The organism is Campylobacter sp. IFREMER_LSEM_CL2101, from assembly GCF_025771825.1.
Classification (GTDB): Bacteria; Campylobacterota; Campylobacteria; order Campylobacterales; family Campylobacteraceae; genus Campylobacter_D; species Campylobacter_D lari_C.
The window spans coordinates 24,562-43,419 of record NZ_JAKMQZ010000001.1; the positions used below are offsets into that span (position 1 = coordinate 24,562).

Here is an 18,858-nt window from a genome sequence, read left to right on the forward strand (position 1 = left end):
TAATGGATAATTTAATACATATAGAGGTGGTAACACCTCTTGGTATGATTTACAATGATAATGTAAAATCTATTGTTCTTCCTGGAAGTGAAGGTGAATTTGGTGTTTTAAAAGGACATGCATCTTTAATCTCTTCTTTAAAGGCAGGAATTATAGATATAGAAAAATCAGATTCAACTCATGAATTAGTTGCTATTGATTCAGGTCATGCAAAGGTATCTGAAACTAAAGTAAGTGTTTTAGCAAAAGGTGCTGTATGGGTTGGTGGAAATAGCGATAGTGAAATAGCAAAAAGATTAGAAGAAGCAAAAGATTTGATTAAATCTATGAGTAGTGATAGCGTTGCTTTGGCTTCTACTTTTGCTAAGATGGATAATAATGTAAGGCAAAAATAGTGGATTTTCAAGCAATTTTTCATTTCTTTGAAAATACAAGCTTAATCACTTATATTGTATTAGCTTGGCTTTCGGTGTATTTTATACTTAGTTTTAGTATTTTATTTTCAAGATTAATGCTTATTAATAAATGGACTCAAAATGAAAGCCAAGCTTTAGAAGCTTTAATGAGAGGGGAAAAAGATTTAAGTCAAAGTGCGTCAATTTTAAAAAAATGTGTGGAAATTGATGAAACTAAAATGAATATTTATAAAAATTCTGTAGAAAAAAAAGCTACAATAGGATTGACTTGGCTTAGTATCATAGCTTCAACCTCCCCTTTTATAGGGCTTTTTGGTACAGTGATTTCTATACTTGAAACCTTTGGTGGTTTAGAAATGCAAAATTCTTTAAGCATTATTGCTCCTAAAATTAGTGAAGCTTTGGTGGCTACAGGTTGTGGGATTTTAGTGGCAATCCCTGCATATAGCTTTCATTTGATTATCAAACGCAAAGCTTATGAGTTGATTAATATCTTAGATAGTGAAATCAAGGTGCTGGTAAGTTCTATAAAGGCTTAATTTATGTTTTTAGAAGAAAAACCCGAATTAAACATTACACCTTTAGTTGATATTATGCTTGTATTGCTTGCTATTTTGATGGTAACTGCACCAAGTATCACGTATGAGGAAAAAGTGCAACTTCCTCAAGGTTCACAAAAAACTTCAAGTGCGCCAAATATTAAAAGTTTAATTGTAACAATTAATGCAAAAAAAGAAATTTTTATAGGAAAAGATAAGTTTAATTTTGTAAGTTTTGCAGACAATATGAATGCTTTAAAAGTTCAATATAATACTCAAGAGACAGTTTTCATAAGAGCAGATAAGAATCTAAAATATGATGATGTAATGAGTGTTTTAAGAACAATGAAACATTTAGGTTTCCAAAAAGTTGCTTTGCAAACTGAGTAGAAAATGGAAGAAAATTCTATACACAATTTTAAATCCTTTATTTGTGCAGTTTTAGTTTATTTTTTTGTTGTTTTCTTGGTTTTTTTTAAATTAATTGAATATAAACCAAAAGCTATTGAATATACTGATGATCCTAATAGTTTTATTAATATAGAATTTGGAGATAGTATAAATCAAAATCAAGTAAATATGATACAAGAATTGCAAAAAGAAAATTTGCAAAGCTTATTTGAAGAAAATCTTTTACAAAAATATACCACTAACAAAAGTGTCAATACGCAAAATATAGAACAACAAGCAAGTGTTTTTAATGAGCTGTTTGGTAAAATAGAAGACTATCAAGAAGAAAAAACGACTAAAGTGCAATCTTCTATGCCTTCAAAAAAACCTACTTTTGCCCAAAGAGAAAAAATCAATGATTTTTCTAAGCAACTTAATGAAAATTTGCAAATTAATCAAGAATTAGGACAATCTGTTATAGAGCAAAAAGTAGGGGTTTATGATCAATTTTTGGGTGCTGTGAGAAAATACCTTGAGGATAGATGGAGAATTTACAATCCTAGCGGTAATTTAAGTATAGAGGTAGAATTTGTAATTGATAATAATGGCTATTTTTATTTACTAAGTGCTACTAGCGCACATAGTGATAATTTTGATAAAAAAGCAAAAGAATTTTTACAAAATTTAGAAGGAAAATACATAACTTTACCTCCAAATGGTAAAATAAGAAAAATCAAAATGCAACTTAGTGATATAATTGAGTTTAAAACGGAGAAACAATGAAAAAAATACTAGTATTTTTATTTTTTTGTTCAGTATTATTTGGACAAGATGCGACAATATCTGTTGTTAATAAAGGTATGCAATTGCCAAAAATTTATATTAAAGATCAGTCTAAATTGAATGATTTAGATCTTAAAAAAAGTTTTTACAATATGCTTGTTAATGATATAAAAGTAAGTTCAAATTTTGAGATAACTCAAGATGAAAAACAAGGCGATTATATTTTTTCTTATATATTAAATAAAAATGGCAAACTTTTAGATATCGATGTTGAAATTTTAGCCGCAAATGAAACTAAAACAAGATTTTATGAACAAATTCTATCTATTGAAGAGTATCCATTTTTGTCACATAGAAGTGTCGCTCAAATGAATAGAAAATTAGGTTTTGCACCGGTTGATTGGATGGATCATAAAATTTTAATAGCTAGAACCCAAGGTAATAAGCAAAGTGATATTTTATTAGCAGATTATACTTTAACTTACCAAAAAGTATTGATTTCAAAAGGTTTAAATTTGTTTCCTAAATGGGCAAATAAAGAGCAAAATGCATTTTATTTTACTGCTTATGAAGATGAGATTCCAACTCTTTATAAATATAACATGAAAAATAAAAACACAACAAAAATTATCGCTAGCAAAGGTATGATGGTTGCTTCTGATGTGAGTGATGATGGTAAAAAAATTTTACTTACCATGGCTCCAAAAGACCAACCTGATGTGTATTTGTATGATGTAGATTCAAAAAATCTGACACAAATTACAAATTACATGGGTATTGATGTAAATGGCAATTTTGTAGATGATGATAAAAAAATTGTATTTGTATCTGATCGTTTGGGTTATCCAAATATTTTTATGCAAAATTTAGATTCAAATTTAACAGAACAAGTTGTTTTTCATGGTAAAAATAATTCTTCGGTTTCTACTTATAAACACTATATGGTTTATTCTAGTAGAGAAGTAAATCAAAGCGGAGTTTTTAATCTTTATTTAATGTCTACTCAAAGTGATTATATAAGACAGCTTACTGCAAATGGCAAAAATCTTTTTCCAAGATTTTCTAGTGATGGAGAAAGTGTTGTGTTTATTAAATATTTAGGTTCACAAAGTGCATTAGGAGTTATTAGAATTAATGCAAATAAAGCCTTTCATTATGGTTTAAAAGTAGGTAAAATTCAATCAATTGATTGGTAAAATATCAAAATAGCATTTTTTTTGTTATAATTAAATTATGATTTTTAAATAAATAAAAGGGGAAAAGCAATGAAAAAAATCATTTTTGCTTCAATTACTGCATTTGCTGTTATTGTAAGTGGTTGTGCTACAAAAAATACTAGTGTAAGTAGCTCAAGTAGTGTAGATGGCTCAAAAGGTAGCGGTGGTTCTGATAGATTTGAAAATCTTGAATCTTTAAATTCTGTAGCAAATGTATATTTTGACTTTGATAAATTTAATGTTAGAAAAGATATGCAAAAAGTTATTGCAAATAATGCTGAAATTTTCAACAAAGAAGCTGCTAATGCTGCAATCGTGGTTGAAGGAAACTGCGATGAGTGGGGAACTGATGAGTATAATCAAGCTTTAGGTTTAAAAAGAGCTAAAGCAGTAAAAGAATCTTTAGTAGCTCAAGGTGTTAGCGCAGATAGAATTAGCGTAAAAAGCTATGGAGAAACTAATCCTGTATGTACTGAAAGAACAAAAGCTTGCGATGCTCAAAATCGCCGTGCAGAATTTAAATTATCAAAATAAGTTTTAATAAATGAAATTAAAATTATTATCAGTAGCTCTTTTAGGAGCTACTTTTTTACACGCTGAAATTTCAGCATTTGATGCAGGAAAAGTAGATACAAAAACACCTTATGGTTTAACTCAAAATGAAAAATTACAATATGAAAATCAAGAACGCTTAAAAGCTTTAAATGAATATTATACAAATTTAACAAGTAAAATAAATACAGCCATAGAAAACATAGAAGGCTTGCAAAGTGTAACTGAAGGCTTAAATGCTCAGTATTCAAAAGCTAATACAAAATTGCTTTCATTGGAAGAAAACTATCAAAATTTTGATGCAAATATTACTCAAGAAATTCAAAATTTAAGAGCTTATGTCGAAGAGAATAGACAAATTCAAGAAAAAAATCATCAAGAGATTCAAAAAGTTTTAAGCGAAATTACAACTTTGATTAATAAAATTAATGATGATTATATCTCAAAAGAAGATATGAATAAAACTATAACTTTCTTTCAATCTGAAATAGCTAGAGTGCAAAATCAGACAAAAGCAACCCCTGTCGTTCCTATTGTAAGTGATGATAATAAAACCGAAGAAATCATTCAAGATGAAAATGAAACTCAAGAAGAAGTGATTGAAGTAAAAGATGATAGTTGGAAAAAATTACAATCTAGTGAAATTTTGAAAAAAGCAATTGATGAAACTAATAAAAATCAATTTGAAGATGCAAAAGAAAAATTTGAACATCTAATAAGTATTCACTATAAACCTGCTAGATCTACTTTTTGGCTTGGAGAGATAAGATATAAACAGCAAGATTACGCAGGTGCTTTGGGATTTTATAAGAAAAGTTCTGCTATAAGCACTAAGGGCGATTATGTGCCAAAATTACTTTATCATACAGCTATTAGCTTAGATAAGGTTGGAGATCCAAAAAGTGCTAATAAATTTTATAAAGCTTTAAAGACAGCTTATCCTGATAGTCCTGAAGCAAAAGTTTCACCAGATAGAAAATAACAAAGGAGATAAAATGGCTATAGAAAAAAATAGTGTAGTTTCAATGTTTTATGAGTTAAAAGATGCAAACACAAATGAAGTTTTAGAATCAAATATTTATGCTGAACCTATTTCTTTTATTTTAGGTAAGGGTCAAATTTTAGAAGGACTAGAAGAAGAAATTCAAAAACTTAATGCCCCATGTAATGCCGATATTGTGATAAAAAAAGAAAATGCTTTGGGTGAATATGATGCAAATGCATTGCAAACTTTACCAAAAGAGCAGTTTGCGGGGATTGATTTGCAAGTTGGTATGGAGCTTTTTGGCGAAGGCGAAGATGGTAATACAGTAAGAGTAATTGTTAGAGAAATTACTGAGAATGAAGTTACTATTGATTATAATCATGCTTACGCAGGAAAAGACTTGTTATTTTCAATTAATATTGTAGATGTTAGAGCTGCAAGTGAAGATGAAATTTTAACAGGAATTATTGCAGGTAGTAGAAGTTGTGGATGTGGTGGTGGAGGACATCATCATGATCATCATCACGGACATGGTGGTGGTGGATGTTGTGGTGGCCACGGACATGGTGGTGGCGGTTGCTGCGGTGGACACTAATGAATAGTGCATTTATTTTCCCAGGCCAAGGCTCTCAAAGTGTTGGTATGGGGCTTAGTTTTTATGAGAATTCACTTAAAGCAAGAGAATTATTAGATTGTGTAAGTGATTATTGTAAGATTGATTTTAAAAATTTGCTTTTTAAAGAAAATGAAAATTTAAATAAAAGTGAATTTACACAAATGGCCATAGTGTTAAACTCACTAATGGCTTATGAAGCTTTAAAAGAGCAAGCTAGTATAGAAGCTAAGTATAGTTTAGGCCATTCACTAGGAGAATTTAGTGCTTTAGCGACTCAAGGTGCATTTGACTTTTTAGATGTTATAGCACTTGTTAACAAGCGTGGCCAATTTATGCAGGAGGATTGCTCTAAAATCGAAGCTGGTATGATGGTGGTTTTAGGGCTTGAAGATAAAGTGGTAGAAGAACTTTGTCAAAATGCATTAAGTGAAGAAAAAAACATTTTTGCTGCTAATTATAATTGTGATGGGCAAATTGTAGTAGCAGGTTTAAAGCCCGATTTAGCTTCTTATGAGAGTGAGTTTAAAAATGCAGGAGCTAAAAGAGCTATGCTTTTAAATATGAGCGTTGCAAGCCATTGTCCATTATTAAAAAATGCGTCTTTGAAACTTACAAAAGAATTAGAACCTATTTTAAAAGAGAGTTTTAAAAGCGTAGTATCAAATGTTAATGCAAAAGTGTATAATGATAAAAATCAAGCTCTAACGCTTTTAAGCGAGCAACTCATCAAGCCTGTTCTTTATAAACAAAGCATTAAGGCAATAGATGAAGAAGTAGATTTTTATATAGAATTTGGTGCGAGCGTGTTAAAGGGCTTAAATAAAAAAATCACTCAAAAAGAAACTTATGCCTTAAGTAAAATAGAAGATATTGATGAAATTTTAAAGGTAATTAAATGAAAATAGCTATTTTGGGAGCTATGCCTGAAGAGGTTACTCCTTTACTAGAAACATTAAAAGAATATCAAACAATAGAATATGCAAATAATACTTATTATCTTGCAAAATATAAAAATCATGAATTAATAATCGCTTATTCTAAGATAGGGAAAGTCAATTCTACTCTTAGTGCGGCTATTATGATAGAAAAATTTAAAGCCGAGCTTTTACTCTTTACAGGTGTAGCTGGTGCTTTTAATCCTAGTTTAGAAATAGGGGATTTAATCTATGCTACAAAATTAGCTCAATATGATTTAGATATTACAGCTTTTGGTCATCCACTTGGTTATGTTCCAGGCAATGAAATTTTTATAAAAACAGATGATAAGCTAAATAATCTTGCTATAGAGGTTGCTAAAGAGCTTGGTGTTAAATTGCAATCAGGTATTATCGCTACGGGTGATGAGTTTATTTGCGATGAGAATAAAAAAGCAAAAATTAGAGAGATTTTCAATGCAGATGCTTGTGAAATGGAAGGAGCTAGTGTAGCTTTGGTGTGTGATGCTTTAAAAATTCCATGTTTGATTTTAAGATCAATGAGTGATAAAGCAGGTGAAAAGGCTGAATTTGACTTTGATGAGTTTGTAGAAAAATCTGCTAAAATTTCGGCTAATTTTGTCTTAAAAATTTGTGAGAAATTATGATAAATCTTAGCAAAAGACTAATCAGAGAAGTTGCAAAAGCAAATGCTAAATTTTCCTTAATAGGAGATAATGACAAAGTTTTATTAGGACTTAGTGGTGGGAAAGACTCTCTGGCTTTAGCACATCTTTTAAAGCGTATGCAAGCACACGCGCCTTTTAAATTTGAACTTAAAGCAGTAACTTTAAGCTATGGCATGGGTGAAGATTATACCAAACTTCATAATCACTGCAAAGAACATGATATTGACCATGAAGTGATTGATTCTAATATTTATGAAATTTCAGGTGATACGATTAGAAAAAATTCAAGCTTTTGTAGCTATTTTTCAAGAATGAGGCGTGGTGCTTTATATACTTATGCTTTGGAAAACGGTTTTAATAAACTAGCTATAGCTCATCATTTAGATGATGCAGTGGAAAGTTTTTTTATGAATTTTATTTATAATGGTGCTCTTAGAAGTTTAGCTCCAAAATATAAAAGTAAAAGAGGTGTAGAGGTTATTCGACCTTTGATTTTTGTAAGAGAAAGACAATTAAGAGAAAATGCTATTAATAATGAATTAGAAGTTATTGGTAATGAATTTTGTCCTGGTATGAAATTAAGTGAAAAAAATGTAAAATTTCCTCATGCTAGAGAAGAAGCTAAACAGCTTTTAGCAAATTTAGAAAAAGAAAATCCAAAATTATTTACAAGCTTAAAAACTGCATTTGAAAATATCCACACGGATAGTTTTTTCATGGTTAAGGATAATGACTAAACTTTTAGTTGTTGTTGATTATCAAAATGATTTTATCGATGGTAGCTTAGGTTTTGAAAAAGCTACCAAGATAAAAGAAAATATTCTTGCTCTTTTAAAAAATCATCAAGGTGATATTGTTTTTACTTTTGATACGCATGATGAAAATTATTTAAAAACTCAAGAAGGAAAAAAATTACCTATTTATCATTGTATTAGAGATACTTTAGGTTGGCAAATGCCAAGTGATTTTGATATGTATTTAAAAAATGCAAAAAAAATCTTTTATAAGAATGCTTTTGGTAGCTTAGAATTGGCTATTTTTTTAAAACAAAATTATTATGAAAGTATAGAATTTTGTGGTTTGGTTTCACATATTTGTGTATTTAGTAATATTATTTTAGCTCAAAGCGCTAGTATCAACTCAAAAATTATATTGCATAAAAATGCAACAGCGAGTTTTAGTAAGTCTTTAGAAAATAGTGCTTATGAAATTTTGCAAGCTTATGGCGTAGAACTTTTATAAAATGCAAGGTTTTATCTTACATATTCAGAGTGTAAAAGATGAGGATTTAATCGTTTATCTTTTAAGTGCTAAAAAAGTTATTAAAAGTTATAGATTTTATGGCATGCGTCATTCTAATATACTAAGTGGGTATAAGATTGATTTTGAGCTTGAGGAAAGTTCGAGGTTTTTACCACGTTTAAAAGATGTTTTGCATATTGGTTTTTCTTGGATTTTAGATAGAGAGAGAATGTTTTTTTGGCAAGAGTTTATTAGGCTTTTTTATCAGCATTTAAAAGATGTTGAGGAAATTGATAGTTTTTATTTTGAGCTTTTAGAAGATTGTGCTAAACGTTTTGAAAAACAAGATTGCAAGCGTGTTATAGTAGATGCTTATTTAAAAATTTTAAATTTTGAAGGACGTTTACATAAAAGCTTTATATGTTTTTATTGCGATGAGTATATACAAAAAAACGTTGTATTGGTAAGAGCTTTTTTACCTGCACATAAAAAATGTGCTTTTGGTTATGAGTTTAAAGCTGAAGATCTTGCAAAGTTTTATGAAAATTTTAATTCATCGCATTTTAGCGATGAATATATTGATAATTTATATAAAATCATTAAAGAGGGTTTTTAAGAGTAATATCATACATCATAATAGCCTCTTGTCTTAATTTTGCGATGATATTTGCACTATCAATATGTGTATTTTTTATAATAGCTTCCTTGCTATTTTTAATATCTTCAAGCAAATTTCCAAGTTGTTTTTGAGAACTTTGTAGGCAAGTGCTTATACATTTTGGTTGTGTTTGTTGTAAAACTTGCTCGAAATTTAAACTTTGATTGTTAAGCTTTGAAGCATGTGCTGCTAAATTGTTTGCACTTGTTCTAATGCCACCTAATGCTTTGTAAATCCCTTTTGAATTGATATGAGCTGCCATGAACCTTCCTTGTTTTATGGTATCTCTTCATTCATATTGCTTATAAATTTACAAGCAAAAATCATTCCTTATTGAAAAATTCTTGAATATATTTTCGCATAATATCTGCATCATTAATACGATTAACACAATCTCTAAAATTAGATGCATCTTCATAACCTTTAGAATATTCATGCAAATGTTTTCTAAATATACTTATGCCTTGTTCTTTATAATGCTTTAACATTTCTTCAAAATGCGCGAATATAATTTTATTTTTCATAGCCTTTTCGATTTTTTTGCCAGTTTTTATCTCATGAAATATCCAAGGTTTTCCTATGCTTGCACGTCCTATCATCAAAGCATCACAATTTGTAATTTTAAATACTTCTTTAGCATTTTCTGCACTAATATCACCATTTGCTACTAAAGGAATTTTGATATTTTCTTTGGCTAAAGCTATGGCTTCATAATCAGCATTTCCGCTATACATTTGTTTTCTAGTGCGACCATGTATACTGATAAAATCTACTCCAGCATTTTCACACGCTTTAGCAATAGCAATGGGATTTTTTTTATCAAACCCTAATCTTACTTTGACACTAGTTAATTTTTTATTACTTGCTTTTTTGATAAGTTCTAAAATTCTTTGTAATTTATCAAGATCTTGCAAAAGAGCACTACCTGCACATTGTTTTATAACTTTATTTACAGGACAACCACAATTAAAATCAATCCCATCTATAAAATCAAAACGATTTAGTATTTCTACTGCTTTTTGAATCACGCTCTCATCTGAGCCTGCAATTTGAACTATGTAAGGATTTTCAAGCTCAGCTTTTTCTAGCATTTTAAGAGTTTTTGAGCTCTCATACACTAAAGCATTAGAACTTATCATTTCACTAATAGTTACATCAGCCCCAAATTGTTTAACTAAATTTCTTAAAGGCAAGTCTGAAAAACCTGCCATAGGGGCTAAAAATAAAGGCTTTTTACTAAAATCTATCATTGTATTAATTTTTCAAGCTCTATTTTTTTATTATGTTCTCTTAAAAAGAGCAAGAGTCTAAAGTCTTTATGTTCATTTTGATCATTTCCTAATTCATTAAGCAATTCATCATACATACCAAATTCTGCCAAAGTATAAAGATAAGCTCTTAAAGCTTGAGAATGATTATCTTTTAACTTTTTAAATAAAGCAATTAATATTTGAGGTTCTATTTTTTTGCAAAGTATTTTAGCACAGTGCAAATATGATTTATCATCTAAGGTATTCATACTAAGTAAAACTTCGATTTCAGCATGATTTAAATCTAAGTTTTCTTTTTCAAATCTACTTAAAAGCAATAAAATATCATCTTGATTTTTTTGTATTTTTAGTGTTTTAATTTGACTATAGGGCGCATTTTCTAACACCATTTTATAAGCAAAAATTTCTAGCTCATCTACTAAGGTATCTTTGTTTTTGATAAAAGAAAAAGCATAATTGCTATCATTTTGAAAGTGATTTTTTTCATTTAAAATAAAAATTTCATTATTTGGATCTAGCTTGTATTTTTTTAATTCCACAAATTCCTTTTTGTCTAAGTTCTCAAAAATATCAATAATTTCATCTATTTTAGGATTTTGAATTTTTTCTTTAAAACAAAGAGCTCGAGTGTTTTTTGCTATGTTTTGAAATTCTTGAGTTTTAAATTTAACCTTGCTTGCTTTTTTTAAAAAAATATCAATAATAAAATTTTCATAATTTTTACTATCTTTAATTAGATTTTTATATTGTAAATGTTTTAAAAAACCATAAAAACTCATATGTGCTAATGCTAATATCATTAAAAATAAAGCAGGCAAAACAACCCATAAGCTAATAGGCAAATTTAATTCAAAAGTAGAAATTGTGAAAGTGTAATTTCCTAAGTTTAGATTATAAACTAAGGCTGCAACAATTAAAAGATAAACTAAACTTGCAAAGAAAAACAATCTTATTTTCATAGCTCTTTCCTTTTTTCTAGGGTTTCACGGCAATTGATACAGTATTTTGCGTGAGGTTTTACCTTAAGTCTTTCAGGATGAATATCATCTTCACAATACTCACAAATACCATAAGTATTGTTATCTATTTTACTTAATGAATGTTTAATTTCTTCTAGCTCGGCTTTTAAATTTTCGTTGATTTTAAAGTCAATATGAGAGCTATTGTCAATTTGTTGCAAATCAACCTCATCTCTAGGTTCGCTATCTTGTAGATTATGGATATTGTTTATATTACCCTGAAGTTCTTGTAAAATTTCATTTTGTCTTTGAAGTAATATGTTTTTAAATTCTTCAAGATTTAATTCTTGCATAAACGCTCCTATTTGTGATATGGGTGATTTGTATTAATGCAAAATGCACGATAAATTTGCTCTAAAAGCATAGTTTTGGCAAATTTATGCACTAAAGTCATTTTACTAAGAGCTATGCTTGTATGCATTTGTGCGATGAATTCTTGTTCAAATCCATAAGCACCGCCTATAAAAAATGAAATTTCATTTTTATCTTGTAATAATCTTGCAAATTCTACACTTGTAAGCTCTTTACCTTTTTCATCTAAGGCTATACAAAAACCTTTTTTATAAGGACTTAGTGCATTTGTATAAGATTTTTTTGCTTCTATGGTATTAGTGTTTTGTGCTTGATTGATTTTATTATTAAAAATACAAATATCATTAAAACTGCAAAATTTTTTGATGAGCTTGATATAATGCTCATCTATCTTGCTAAATTCATCATTATTGTTTTTTTGAATGCTTAAAAGATTGATTTGCATTTTTAGTTTTTAGAAAAAAATCTTAAAAAGTCTGCTATAAATTTTTTATGCTCACTTCTTTCTACAATCGCATCAATCAATCCATGCTCGAGTAAAAATTCAGCCTTTTGAAAGCCTTCTGGTAAATCAGCACCTATGGTTTGTTTGATTACCCTAGCTCCTGCAAAGCCTACTAGAGCACCAGGTTCAGCTAAGATGATATCTCCAAGCCAAGCAAAAGATGCACTCACTCCACCCATGGTCGGATCGGTTAATACTGAAATATAAGGAAGTTTTTCTTCTGCTAGCAGTTTTAATGCTGCACTTGTTTTACTCATTTGCATTAAAGAATAAGTGCTTTCTTGCATCCTAGCTCCACCGCTTGCGCTCACTATAACAACAGGAGTTTTTTTCTCAATCGCTCTTTCAATCGCTCTAAGAATTTTTTCACCTTCTACTGAGCCTAAACTTCCACCCATGAAAGAAAAATCAAAAACAACAAGTTGAGTTTTTATCCCATCTATATTACATTCACCACTTATTATGGCGCTTTTTCTTCCTGTTTTTTCTTCATTTTCTGCTAATCTTTTTTTATATGATTTACTATCTACAAATTTAAGCGGATCGATTGCGTGTAAGTCTTTATCCATTTCTACAAATGTACCTTCATCGCTAAGTAACTCGATGCGTTTTAAAGGATTTAATCTCATATGAAAATTACATTTAGGGCAAACATTATAACAAGTTTCTATTTCTTTATAATACATTAACGCATGACAAGAATTACATTTTACCCAGTGATTTGGAGCTTCACTTGGAGTAGCTTGTTTGCGTCTTATACTAGAAAAAATATCTAAAAAATTCATTATCTCTACCTAAAATAAAATTTCAAAATTATAGCAAGATTTTAGTATTTTTAAAATCTTGCACCCAACATAAACTCAAATTTACTTAAATCATCTTTTGAGTTAGTGTTAAATGGTTTAGCAAAAACTAAATTTAAAGCACCTAGTGGAGTTAGCCACTCAAAACCAACACCTGTACTCCATCTTTGAATTTGACTTAAAGAACTCTCACCTATGGCACCATAGTCAAAAAATACACTTCCTCTTAGTTTGATTCTATCAAAGATTGGAAAGCTAAGCTCAACAGAGTTAGCAAAAGCCACTGTACCACCTGTTTCATCACCCCACGCATTTTTAGGGCTTACACTTCTTCTATCAAAACCTCTAATAGTTCCTATACCTCCAAGATATAATTTTTCATTGATAGGTAAATAACCTTGATCCCATACCTTATAAAAACTTGCTTTATAACGATAAATCAAATCCCAACCTATAAATTCTTCCAAGCCTTGGTAATAATTAAATTTAGTAGTAGAGCTTATAAATTCTTGATCTCCACCTAAGCCTGCATATTCAAGTGAGGTTGAAGCGATAAAACCTGATCTTGGTAGATAATAATCATCTGTATTGTTAAATACTATTGAAGGTGTAATGGAGCTTTTATAAGTTTTTCCAAGTTTATATCCTTGAGCGATTAAGCGATCACTTAAATGATAAATATCACTTTGCTCAAGATTATAAGTTAAATCAACGCTTGTATATCTTCCTAAAGTTTTACCAACACTTATATCAAAACCATAGTTTCTCTCATCATAGCTATCCCATTCTAAACGATCTGAATATAATGATCCTCCAAGAGAATAATCACTATCATTTACTCTAGGATTTCTTAAAGATACTCTACCTGAAAGTGTATCATCGCCTTTGTCTATACTTACACTTCCTTTCATACCAGAGCCTAAGATATTTGCATCAGATAATGAAGCGCTAAGTAAAATTCCATCACTAGTTCCATAACCAATACCACCTGAGATAGCCCCAGTTGAAGCTTCTTTGACTTCTACTATCAAATCAATATGCGTATCATCTACTCTTTGCTCTTTAATATCTACATTTTCAAAATACGCAGTTCTTCTTAGAGCATTTCTTGAGTCCATTAAATCAGTTCTATTATAAAGATTGCCTTCAGTTAGATAAAGCTCTCTACGAACAACCCTATCAACTGTTTTGGTGTTACCTGAGATGATGACATCTCTTATATATACTTTTTCATTTGGTATGACTTTAAAAATAATCATAGCTTCATGATTTTCTTTATCTTTTTGTATATCAGGTATAACTTGCACAAAAGCATAGCCTAAATCTGCTGTTTTAGTTTCTATGGTTTTTATATCTTCTCTTAGTTTTTCTATATTAACTATTTTTCCAACACTTAATTTTAAATCATTTGCTAAAGCTTCATTTTCTTCATCACTAAAAATTGGATTAAAAATTTTAATCCCTTTAACTTTATAAACCTCACCCTCGTTGATAAAATAAGTCAAATCAGCTTGATAAGTATCTGTGTAAGTATTTAAAAAAGCAGGAGATACGCTCACATCAAGATATCCTTCTTTTAAATAAACATCTGAAATTCTTGAGCTATCATTTGCTAAATCAAAGATTTTAAGCTTACCATCATTAAAGCCCCACATCCAGCCTAGGGCTTCTCTTTGTTTATTTGCTATCGCAGGTTCAATATCTGAATAGCTTAAATTTTTTGCACCGCTTAAATGCACTTTTTCTATGATGATATTTTCCCCACGATTTACAACAAAAGTAAGTTTTAATGAGCTTGAATTACTTAATTTTTCATCTTTGATTTCTACAACAGTGTCATAAAAACCTTTGGCTTGATAAAAAAGCTTGATTTTTTCAGCAGCATCTTTAGCTGAATTTTCATCATATAAAATTCCAGGTTTTAAGCCAACAAGGCTTTCTATTTGTTTTCTATCGTTACTTGCTATACCTTGAATATCTATTTTTCCAATGGAAGGTTTTTCTATTACTTTAAAAGTTAGCACCCCATTTTTTTCTTCTACTACTATATCTTTAAAATAATTTCTATCAAAAAGGTTTTTAATTGCCATATCTATACTAGCAGGATCAATTTTTTGTCCTATTTTTAATTTAGAAATCGCAATAGCACTTTCTTTGGAAAGTTGCGATAAGCCTTCAAATTTGATATCTTTAATCGTAGCTGCACATAAAGAACTTGAGAGTGCAAAGAAAACAAACCATTTTTTCATCATTTTACCTAAATTTTTATATACAAAATCGTTATAATACCAAAATATTTTTAACTAATGCTTTTTAAGGAAAATTTATGAAAGTAGGTATAGTCGGACTTGGCTTAATAGGCGGATCTTTAGGCCTTAGCTTAAGAGAGAATAAATTAATAGATTTAGTTTGTGGGTATGATATAAACAAAGAATTTGAGCAGATTGCGCTAGATAGAAAGTTAATAGATAAAATTGTTTCTTTTGAAGAGTTGAAAAAATGTGATGTGATTTTTTTAGCTATTCCTGTAAGAGCTATTGTAAAAATCTTAAAAGAATTTCAAGGTATTTCTAAAGATTGTACTATCATTGAGCTTGGAAGTACAAAAGAAGAAATTATTAAAAATTTACCTTCTTATTTGAAAAGTCAATTTATCGCAGCTCATCCTATGGCAGGAACTGAAAATAGTGGTCCAAATGCAGCTATAAAAGATTTATATAAAAATGCAGTTTGTGTTTTATGTGATGTGCAAAATGCTGATCATATTCATCAAAAAAGGGCTATAGAAATTTTTTCAGATTTAGGAATGAAGCTTGTATTTATGGATAGTATCGCGCATGATCATCATGCTTCTATCATTTCACACTTACCGCATGTGATTAGTTTTTCTTTGGCAAATTTTGTGATGAAAGAAGAAAACAAAAAAAATATAGCCCATCTAGGAGGCCCTTCTTTTAAAGATATGTGCAGGATTGCTAAGTCAAACCCTCAAATGTGGAGTGGTATTTTTGAGCAAAATAAACAAAATTTATTAAATTCTATTGATTTATTTCAAAAAGAATTACAAGAATGTAAAAAAATGATAGAAAAATGTGATATAAATGAGCTTGAGACTTGGATTAAAAGTGCAAATAAATTAAGAGAAATTCTATAAAATTTTTTATAATTTACTCTTAATTTGCTAAAGAATAATATATTTTTAAAAAAATAGATTGAAAGTGAAAATATGGTTTTTGCGCGTAAAAGATCAAATAAAAAATGGATTTTTGTAGTTTTTTTAATACTTTTAGCCTTTGTGGTGTTTGTTTTAAATACAAAGTTGTTTGAAAAAAATCCTCCGTTGATTCAAACAAAATCAGATGTAATTTATAGTAATTTAACAGACCCTATATCTATAGAAATAAGCGATGAAAGTGCTTTAAAAGATGTTAAAGTCACACTATTTAAGGCAAATGAGCTAAATGGCGAAATGCTTGTTAATGAGCATGTTAAAGGCAATAAAAAAAGCATTCATTTTGATTTAAAATTACCAAAACCAGCTTATAAAGAAAAAGTCGATTCATATAAACTTGTAATAGAAGCAAGTGATAGTAGTTTTTGGAATTTCTTTTTAGGAAATCAAGCGCTTAAAGAAGTGAAAGTTATCATTGATACCAAAAAACCACTTGTAGAAATTTTAGATAATTCTTATCAAATCGAACAAGGCGGAGTAGGTAGTGTAGTATTTAAAGCAAGTGATGAGAATTTACAAGAAGTTTATATCACAACTGATAAAGATAAAATTTTTAAAGCAACTCCTTATGTAAAAGAAGGATATTATGCTGCTTTGATTCCTTGGGAGGCGACTGATGAGCACTTTAGAGCTTATGTGGTGGCAGTAGATAAAGCAGGCAATATAAACAAACAAAGAATTAGGTATTATTTTACTAATAAAAAATACCGTGTATCAAATATAAAAGTAAGTGATAGATTTTTAGATGGTAAGATTGAATTTTTAGCACAAAAATATGCTCCAAAAGATAGAGAATTAAGCAGACTTGAAAAATTTAAATTTGTGAATGAAGATTTAAGAGCTTCTAATGAAGTTATTATTCATGATATTACAAGTAAAGTTCCTGATACTATGATTAATAATTTTAAAGTTAATCTTTTCAAACCTTTAAAAAATGGCCAAAAAGTAGCTGATTATGCTGATCATAGATTTTATTCTTATAATAATCAAGCATTTAGTAGCTCTTATCATATGGGGCTTGATTTAGCAAGTGTAAAAGAAGCGCCTATCATTAGTAATAACGATGGCGAAGTGGTATTTGTGCAAGAAAATGGAATTTATGGATTAAATATTATTATCTATCATGGCTTTGGTATTTATACTCTTTATGGACACTGCACTAATGTGGATGTAAATGTAGGAGATAGAGTTAGAGCAGGAGATGTTATAGGCACTACAGGCACTACAGGTTTAGCGCTTGGAGATCATGTGCATTTTGGTGTTTTAGTACAAGGAGTTGAAGTGCGTCCTGAGCAATGGCAAGATGCAAAATGGATAAAAGAAAATATCTATAATGTATTAGAGTCAAGCAAAAAAAGAATTTTGAGTGAATAAAAATGAATCAAACAACAATAGCAAAAGAAGTTAAAGGTGTTGGCATAGGTTTGCACAAGGGTGAGCCTATTAGTATAAAATTAGAGCCATTAGAAGCTGGCAGTGGTATAGTGTTTTATAGAAGTGATTTGGGAATTTCTTATGAAGCAAAGCCTGAAAATGTCATCGATACGCAAATGGCTACTGTAATAGGCGATCATAGAGGTTATGTTTCTACTATAGAGCATTTAATGAGTGCGATTAATGCTTATGGTATTGACAATGTGCGCATAGTTTTAGATGCTAATGAAGCTCCTGTAATGGATGGTAGTAGCATAGGCTTTTGTATGATGCTTGAAGAAGCAGGTATAAAAGAGCTTGACGCGGTTAAAAAAATTTTAGTGATTAAAAAAAGTGTAGAAGTAAAAGAAGGTAATAAATTCGTACGTTTAAGTCCTACGGATATGCCTATTATAAACTATACAATCGAATTTGATAATCCTATTATAGGTAAGCAAAATTATTGTTTTGAATTTAGTAAACAAAACTACATAGAGCAAATAGCAAGAGCAAGAACCTTTGGTTTTTTAAAGGATGTTCAAGCTTTAAGAGCTATGAATTTAGGTCTTGGTGGAAGCTTAGAAAATGCTGTTGTGATTGATGATAATCGTATTTTAAACCCTGAAGGTTTGCGTTTTAAAGATGAATTTGTGCGCCATAAAATTTTAGATGCTATCGGGGATTTAACCTTGCTTGGATGTAGAGTTTTTGGAGATTATACTTCTTATGCAGGTTCGCACAAACTTAATCATCTTTTAACCAAAGAACTTTTAAAAGATCCTAGTGCCTATGAAGTAGTAAGTTTAGAAAAAAGTGCATATAAAGTTTATGAAAAGGTTTTTGCATAAAAAAGGTTACTTTACTTTTAAATGCCATAGCAAAACCTTTGATGCTTGGTATTTATGAAAATGATGTATTGATAAAAACCATTGAGAATGATTTAAAAGTTAGTGAAGTTTTGCCAAAAATATTGCAAGATTTACTTTCACAATATGAGTTTGAAAAGCTTATTTATGTGCATGGACCAGGCTCTTACATGGGTATAAAAATTTCTTATGTTTCTTTTAAAACCCTAGCTATAGTTAAAAGTATTCCTTTAAAAGCTATTAGCGCTTTTGAGCTAAATAATAACGCTCCTATAGCCGCTAATAAGCATTTGTGTTTTGTAAAAAAAGATGATGAGATTGTTTTAGAAAAGACACAAGCGGGAAGTTTTTTTATGCCCCAAAGTTTAAAAGGTTTAAATTTCAGTAAAGAAAATACACCTTTTTATGTTTTAGATGCGATTAATTAAGGTAAAAA

The 18,858-nt window shown here is 29.5% G+C and carries 24 protein-coding genes; 17 read left to right on the forward strand and 7 right to left on the reverse strand.

Going from position 1 to position 18,858, the window contains the following annotated elements; translation table 11 throughout:
• Nucleotides 1–2: 2 nt before the first annotated feature.
• The 13 genes from atpC (at nucleotide 3) to recO (ending at nucleotide 8,959) form a co-directional block, all read left to right on the forward strand.
• Nucleotides 3–395, forward strand: a complete 393-nt coding sequence (gene atpC, locus L8V88_RS00145) for an ATP synthase F1 subunit epsilon (protein ID WP_039625212.1) — start codon at nucleotides 3–5, stop codon at nucleotides 393–395.
• Entirely contained in the window at nucleotides 395–955 is a 561-nt protein-coding gene (locus tag L8V88_RS00150; RefSeq protein WP_039617360.1) for a MotA/TolQ/ExbB proton channel family protein, read from the forward strand. The genes atpC and L8V88_RS00150 overlap by 1 nt, the downstream gene beginning before the upstream one ends.
• Nucleotides 956–958: 3 nt before the next feature.
• A complete protein-coding gene (locus L8V88_RS00155) occupies nucleotides 959–1,345 on the forward strand; it encodes an ExbD/TolR family protein (RefSeq protein WP_263674844.1) in 387 nt (128 codons plus the stop codon).
• 3 nt (nucleotides 1,346–1,348) lie between these two features.
• Nucleotides 1,349–2,128 (forward strand): TonB C-terminal domain-containing protein, encoded by a 780-nt coding sequence (locus L8V88_RS00160; RefSeq protein WP_263726308.1) that lies wholly within the window; start codon nucleotides 1,349–1,351, stop codon nucleotides 2,126–2,128.
• A complete protein-coding gene (tolB, locus tag L8V88_RS00165) occupies nucleotides 2,125–3,324 on the forward strand; it encodes a Tol-Pal system protein TolB (RefSeq protein WP_263726309.1) in 1,200 nt (399 codons plus the stop codon). The genes L8V88_RS00160 and tolB overlap by 4 nt, the downstream gene beginning before the upstream one ends.
• Nucleotides 3,325–3,393: 69 nt before the next feature.
• The gene (pal, locus tag L8V88_RS00170; RefSeq protein WP_214135612.1) at nucleotides 3,394–3,879 is read left to right on the forward strand and encodes a peptidoglycan-associated lipoprotein Pal; all 486 of its coding nucleotides are present in this window, start codon (nucleotides 3,394–3,396) and stop codon (nucleotides 3,877–3,879) included.
• A 10-nt stretch (nucleotides 3,880–3,889) separates the two neighbouring features.
• Nucleotides 3,890–4,879 carry a tetratricopeptide repeat protein gene (locus tag L8V88_RS00175; protein WP_263726310.1) on the forward strand — a complete coding sequence of 330 codons (990 nt, stop codon included), beginning with the start codon at nucleotides 3,890–3,892 and terminating at the stop codon, nucleotides 4,877–4,879.
• Between the two features lie 13 nt (nucleotides 4,880–4,892).
• Nucleotides 4,893–5,477, forward strand: coding sequence for an FKBP-type peptidyl-prolyl cis-trans isomerase (locus tag L8V88_RS00180; RefSeq protein WP_039617371.1), 585 nt, complete (start codon nucleotides 4,893–4,895; stop codon nucleotides 5,475–5,477).
• The gene (fabD, locus tag L8V88_RS00185; RefSeq protein WP_263726311.1) at nucleotides 5,477–6,397 is read left to right on the forward strand and encodes an ACP S-malonyltransferase; all 921 of its coding nucleotides are present in this window, start codon (nucleotides 5,477–5,479) and stop codon (nucleotides 6,395–6,397) included. The genes L8V88_RS00180 and fabD overlap by 1 nt, the downstream gene beginning before the upstream one ends.
• Nucleotides 6,394–7,080 carry a 5'-methylthioadenosine/adenosylhomocysteine nucleosidase gene (locus tag L8V88_RS00190; RefSeq protein WP_214135615.1) on the forward strand — a complete coding sequence of 229 codons (687 nt, stop codon included), beginning with the start codon at nucleotides 6,394–6,396 and terminating at the stop codon, nucleotides 7,078–7,080. The genes fabD and L8V88_RS00190 overlap by 4 nt, the downstream gene beginning before the upstream one ends.
• A complete protein-coding gene (locus tag L8V88_RS00195) occupies nucleotides 7,077–7,838 on the forward strand; it encodes an ATP-binding protein (RefSeq protein ID WP_263726312.1) in 762 nt (253 codons plus the stop codon). The genes L8V88_RS00190 and L8V88_RS00195 overlap by 4 nt, the downstream gene beginning before the upstream one ends.
• On the forward strand, nucleotides 7,831–8,343 hold the full coding sequence (locus L8V88_RS00200) for a cysteine hydrolase family protein (RefSeq protein ID WP_263726313.1): 513 nt from the start codon (nucleotides 7,831–7,833) through the stop codon (nucleotides 8,341–8,343). The genes L8V88_RS00195 and L8V88_RS00200 overlap by 8 nt, the downstream gene beginning before the upstream one ends.
• Nucleotide 8,344: 1 nt before the next feature.
• On the forward strand, nucleotides 8,345–8,959 hold the full coding sequence (gene recO, locus L8V88_RS00205; protein ID WP_263726314.1) for a recombination protein RecO: 615 nt from the start codon (nucleotides 8,345–8,347) through the stop codon (nucleotides 8,957–8,959).
• Here recO and L8V88_RS00210 read toward each other — a convergent pair.
• The 7 genes from L8V88_RS00210 to bamA form a co-directional block, all read right to left on the reverse strand.
• Nucleotides 8,943–9,263: a hypothetical protein gene (locus L8V88_RS00210; RefSeq protein WP_039617382.1), complete on the reverse strand. Its 321-nt coding sequence runs from the start codon at nucleotides 9,261–9,263 to the stop codon at nucleotides 8,943–8,945. The genes recO and L8V88_RS00210 overlap by 17 nt on opposite strands.
• Before the next feature lie 61 nt (nucleotides 9,264–9,324).
• Nucleotides 9,325–10,251: a tRNA dihydrouridine synthase gene (locus L8V88_RS00215; RefSeq protein ID WP_263726315.1), complete on the reverse strand. Its 927-nt coding sequence runs from the start codon at nucleotides 10,249–10,251 to the stop codon at nucleotides 9,325–9,327.
• Nucleotides 10,248–11,231, reverse strand: coding sequence for a hypothetical protein (locus L8V88_RS00220; RefSeq protein WP_263726316.1), 984 nt, complete (start codon nucleotides 11,229–11,231; stop codon nucleotides 10,248–10,250). Before L8V88_RS00220 ends, L8V88_RS00215 begins: the two co-directional genes overlap by 4 nt.
• Complete coding sequence (gene dksA / locus L8V88_RS00225; protein ID WP_263726317.1) at nucleotides 11,228–11,584, reverse strand: RNA polymerase-binding protein DksA; 357 nt, start codon at nucleotides 11,582–11,584, stop codon at nucleotides 11,228–11,230. Before dksA ends, L8V88_RS00220 begins: the two co-directional genes overlap by 4 nt.
• 8 nt (nucleotides 11,585–11,592) lie before the next feature.
• Complete coding sequence (locus L8V88_RS00230) at nucleotides 11,593–12,048, reverse strand: 23S rRNA (pseudouridine(1915)-N(3))-methyltransferase RlmH (protein ID WP_263726318.1); 456 nt, start codon at nucleotides 12,046–12,048, stop codon at nucleotides 11,593–11,595.
• A 2-nt stretch (nucleotides 12,049–12,050) separates the two neighbouring features.
• The gene (gene accD / locus L8V88_RS00235) at nucleotides 12,051–12,893 is read right to left on the reverse strand and encodes an acetyl-CoA carboxylase, carboxyltransferase subunit beta (protein WP_263726319.1); all 843 of its coding nucleotides are present in this window, start codon (nucleotides 12,891–12,893) and stop codon (nucleotides 12,051–12,053) included.
• 50 nt (nucleotides 12,894–12,943) lie between these two features.
• A complete protein-coding gene (bamA, locus tag L8V88_RS00240) occupies nucleotides 12,944–15,160 on the reverse strand; it encodes an outer membrane protein assembly factor BamA (protein WP_263726320.1) in 2,217 nt (738 codons plus the stop codon).
• A 77-nt stretch (nucleotides 15,161–15,237) separates the two neighbouring features.
• Between bamA and L8V88_RS00245 the strand changes: the two genes are divergently transcribed.
• From L8V88_RS00245 to L8V88_RS00260, 4 genes are all read left to right on the forward strand, one after another.
• Nucleotides 15,238–16,065, forward strand: a complete 828-nt coding sequence (locus L8V88_RS00245) for a prephenate dehydrogenase (RefSeq protein ID WP_263678038.1) — start codon at nucleotides 15,238–15,240, stop codon at nucleotides 16,063–16,065.
• Between the two features lie 72 nt (nucleotides 16,066–16,137).
• Entirely contained in the window at nucleotides 16,138–17,517 is a 1,380-nt protein-coding gene (locus L8V88_RS00250) for a M23 family metallopeptidase (RefSeq protein ID WP_263726321.1), read from the forward strand.
• 2 nt (nucleotides 17,518–17,519) lie between these two features.
• Nucleotides 17,520–18,404, forward strand: a complete 885-nt coding sequence (gene lpxC, locus L8V88_RS00255; protein ID WP_263726322.1) for a UDP-3-O-acyl-N-acetylglucosamine deacetylase — start codon at nucleotides 17,520–17,522, stop codon at nucleotides 18,402–18,404.
• Nucleotides 18,405–18,445: 41 nt separating this feature from the next.
• Nucleotides 18,446–18,850: a tRNA threonylcarbamoyladenosine biosynthesis protein TsaB gene (locus L8V88_RS00260; protein WP_263726323.1), complete on the forward strand. Its 405-nt coding sequence runs from the start codon at nucleotides 18,446–18,448 to the stop codon at nucleotides 18,848–18,850.
• The last annotated feature ends 8 nt before the right edge of the window (nucleotides 18,851–18,858 follow it).

Bases quoted from the DNA above. Each gene is read 5' to 3' on its own strand.
- atpC (WP_039625212.1), top strand. From the start codon at position 3: ATGGATAATTTAATACATATAGAGGTGGTAACACCTCTTGGTATGATT.
- L8V88_RS00155 (WP_263674844.1), top strand. From the start codon at position 959: ATGTTTTTAGAAGAAAAACCCGAATTAAACATTACACCTTTAGTTGAT.
- L8V88_RS00160 (WP_263726308.1), top strand. From the start codon at position 1,349: ATGGAAGAAAATTCTATACACAATTTTAAATCCTTTATTTGTGCAGTT.
- tolB (WP_263726309.1), top strand. From the start codon at position 2,125: ATGAAAAAAATACTAGTATTTTTATTTTTTTGTTCAGTATTATTTGGA.
- pal (WP_214135612.1), top strand. From the start codon at position 3,394: ATGAAAAAAATCATTTTTGCTTCAATTACTGCATTTGCTGTTATTGTA.
- L8V88_RS00175 (WP_263726310.1), top strand. From the start codon at position 3,890: ATGAAATTAAAATTATTATCAGTAGCTCTTTTAGGAGCTACTTTTTTA.
- L8V88_RS00180 (WP_039617371.1), top strand. From the start codon at position 4,893: ATGGCTATAGAAAAAAATAGTGTAGTTTCAATGTTTTATGAGTTAAAA.
- fabD (WP_263726311.1), top strand. From the start codon at position 5,477: ATGAATAGTGCATTTATTTTCCCAGGCCAAGGCTCTCAAAGTGTTGGT.
- L8V88_RS00190 (WP_214135615.1), top strand. From the start codon at position 6,394: ATGAAAATAGCTATTTTGGGAGCTATGCCTGAAGAGGTTACTCCTTTA.
- L8V88_RS00195 (WP_263726312.1), top strand. From the start codon at position 7,077: ATGATAAATCTTAGCAAAAGACTAATCAGAGAAGTTGCAAAAGCAAAT.
- L8V88_RS00200 (WP_263726313.1), top strand. From the start codon at position 7,831: ATGACTAAACTTTTAGTTGTTGTTGATTATCAAAATGATTTTATCGAT.
- recO (WP_263726314.1), top strand. From the start codon at position 8,345: ATGCAAGGTTTTATCTTACATATTCAGAGTGTAAAAGATGAGGATTTA.
- L8V88_RS00210 (WP_039617382.1), bottom strand. From the start codon at position 9,263: ATGGCAGCTCATATCAATTCAAAAGGGATTTACAAAGCATTAGGTGGC.
- L8V88_RS00215 (WP_263726315.1), bottom strand. From the start codon at position 10,251: ATGATAGATTTTAGTAAAAAGCCTTTATTTTTAGCCCCTATGGCAGGT.
- L8V88_RS00220 (WP_263726316.1), bottom strand. From the start codon at position 11,231: ATGAAAATAAGATTGTTTTTCTTTGCAAGTTTAGTTTATCTTTTAATT.
- dksA (WP_263726317.1), bottom strand. From the start codon at position 11,584: ATGCAAGAATTAAATCTTGAAGAATTTAAAAACATATTACTTCAAAGA.
- L8V88_RS00230 (WP_263726318.1), bottom strand. From the start codon at position 12,048: ATGCAAATCAATCTTTTAAGCATTCAAAAAAACAATAATGATGAATTT.
- accD (WP_263726319.1), bottom strand. From the start codon at position 12,893: ATGAATTTTTTAGATATTTTTTCTAGTATAAGACGCAAACAAGCTACT.
- bamA (WP_263726320.1), bottom strand. From the start codon at position 15,160: ATGAAAAAATGGTTTGTTTTCTTTGCACTCTCAAGTTCTTTATGTGCA.
- L8V88_RS00245 (WP_263678038.1), top strand. From the start codon at position 15,238: ATGAAAGTAGGTATAGTCGGACTTGGCTTAATAGGCGGATCTTTAGGC.
- L8V88_RS00250 (WP_263726321.1), top strand. From the start codon at position 16,138: ATGGTTTTTGCGCGTAAAAGATCAAATAAAAAATGGATTTTTGTAGTT.
- lpxC (WP_263726322.1), top strand. From the start codon at position 17,520: ATGAATCAAACAACAATAGCAAAAGAAGTTAAAGGTGTTGGCATAGGT.
- L8V88_RS00260 (WP_263726323.1), top strand. From the start codon at position 18,446: ATGCTTGGTATTTATGAAAATGATGTATTGATAAAAACCATTGAGAAT.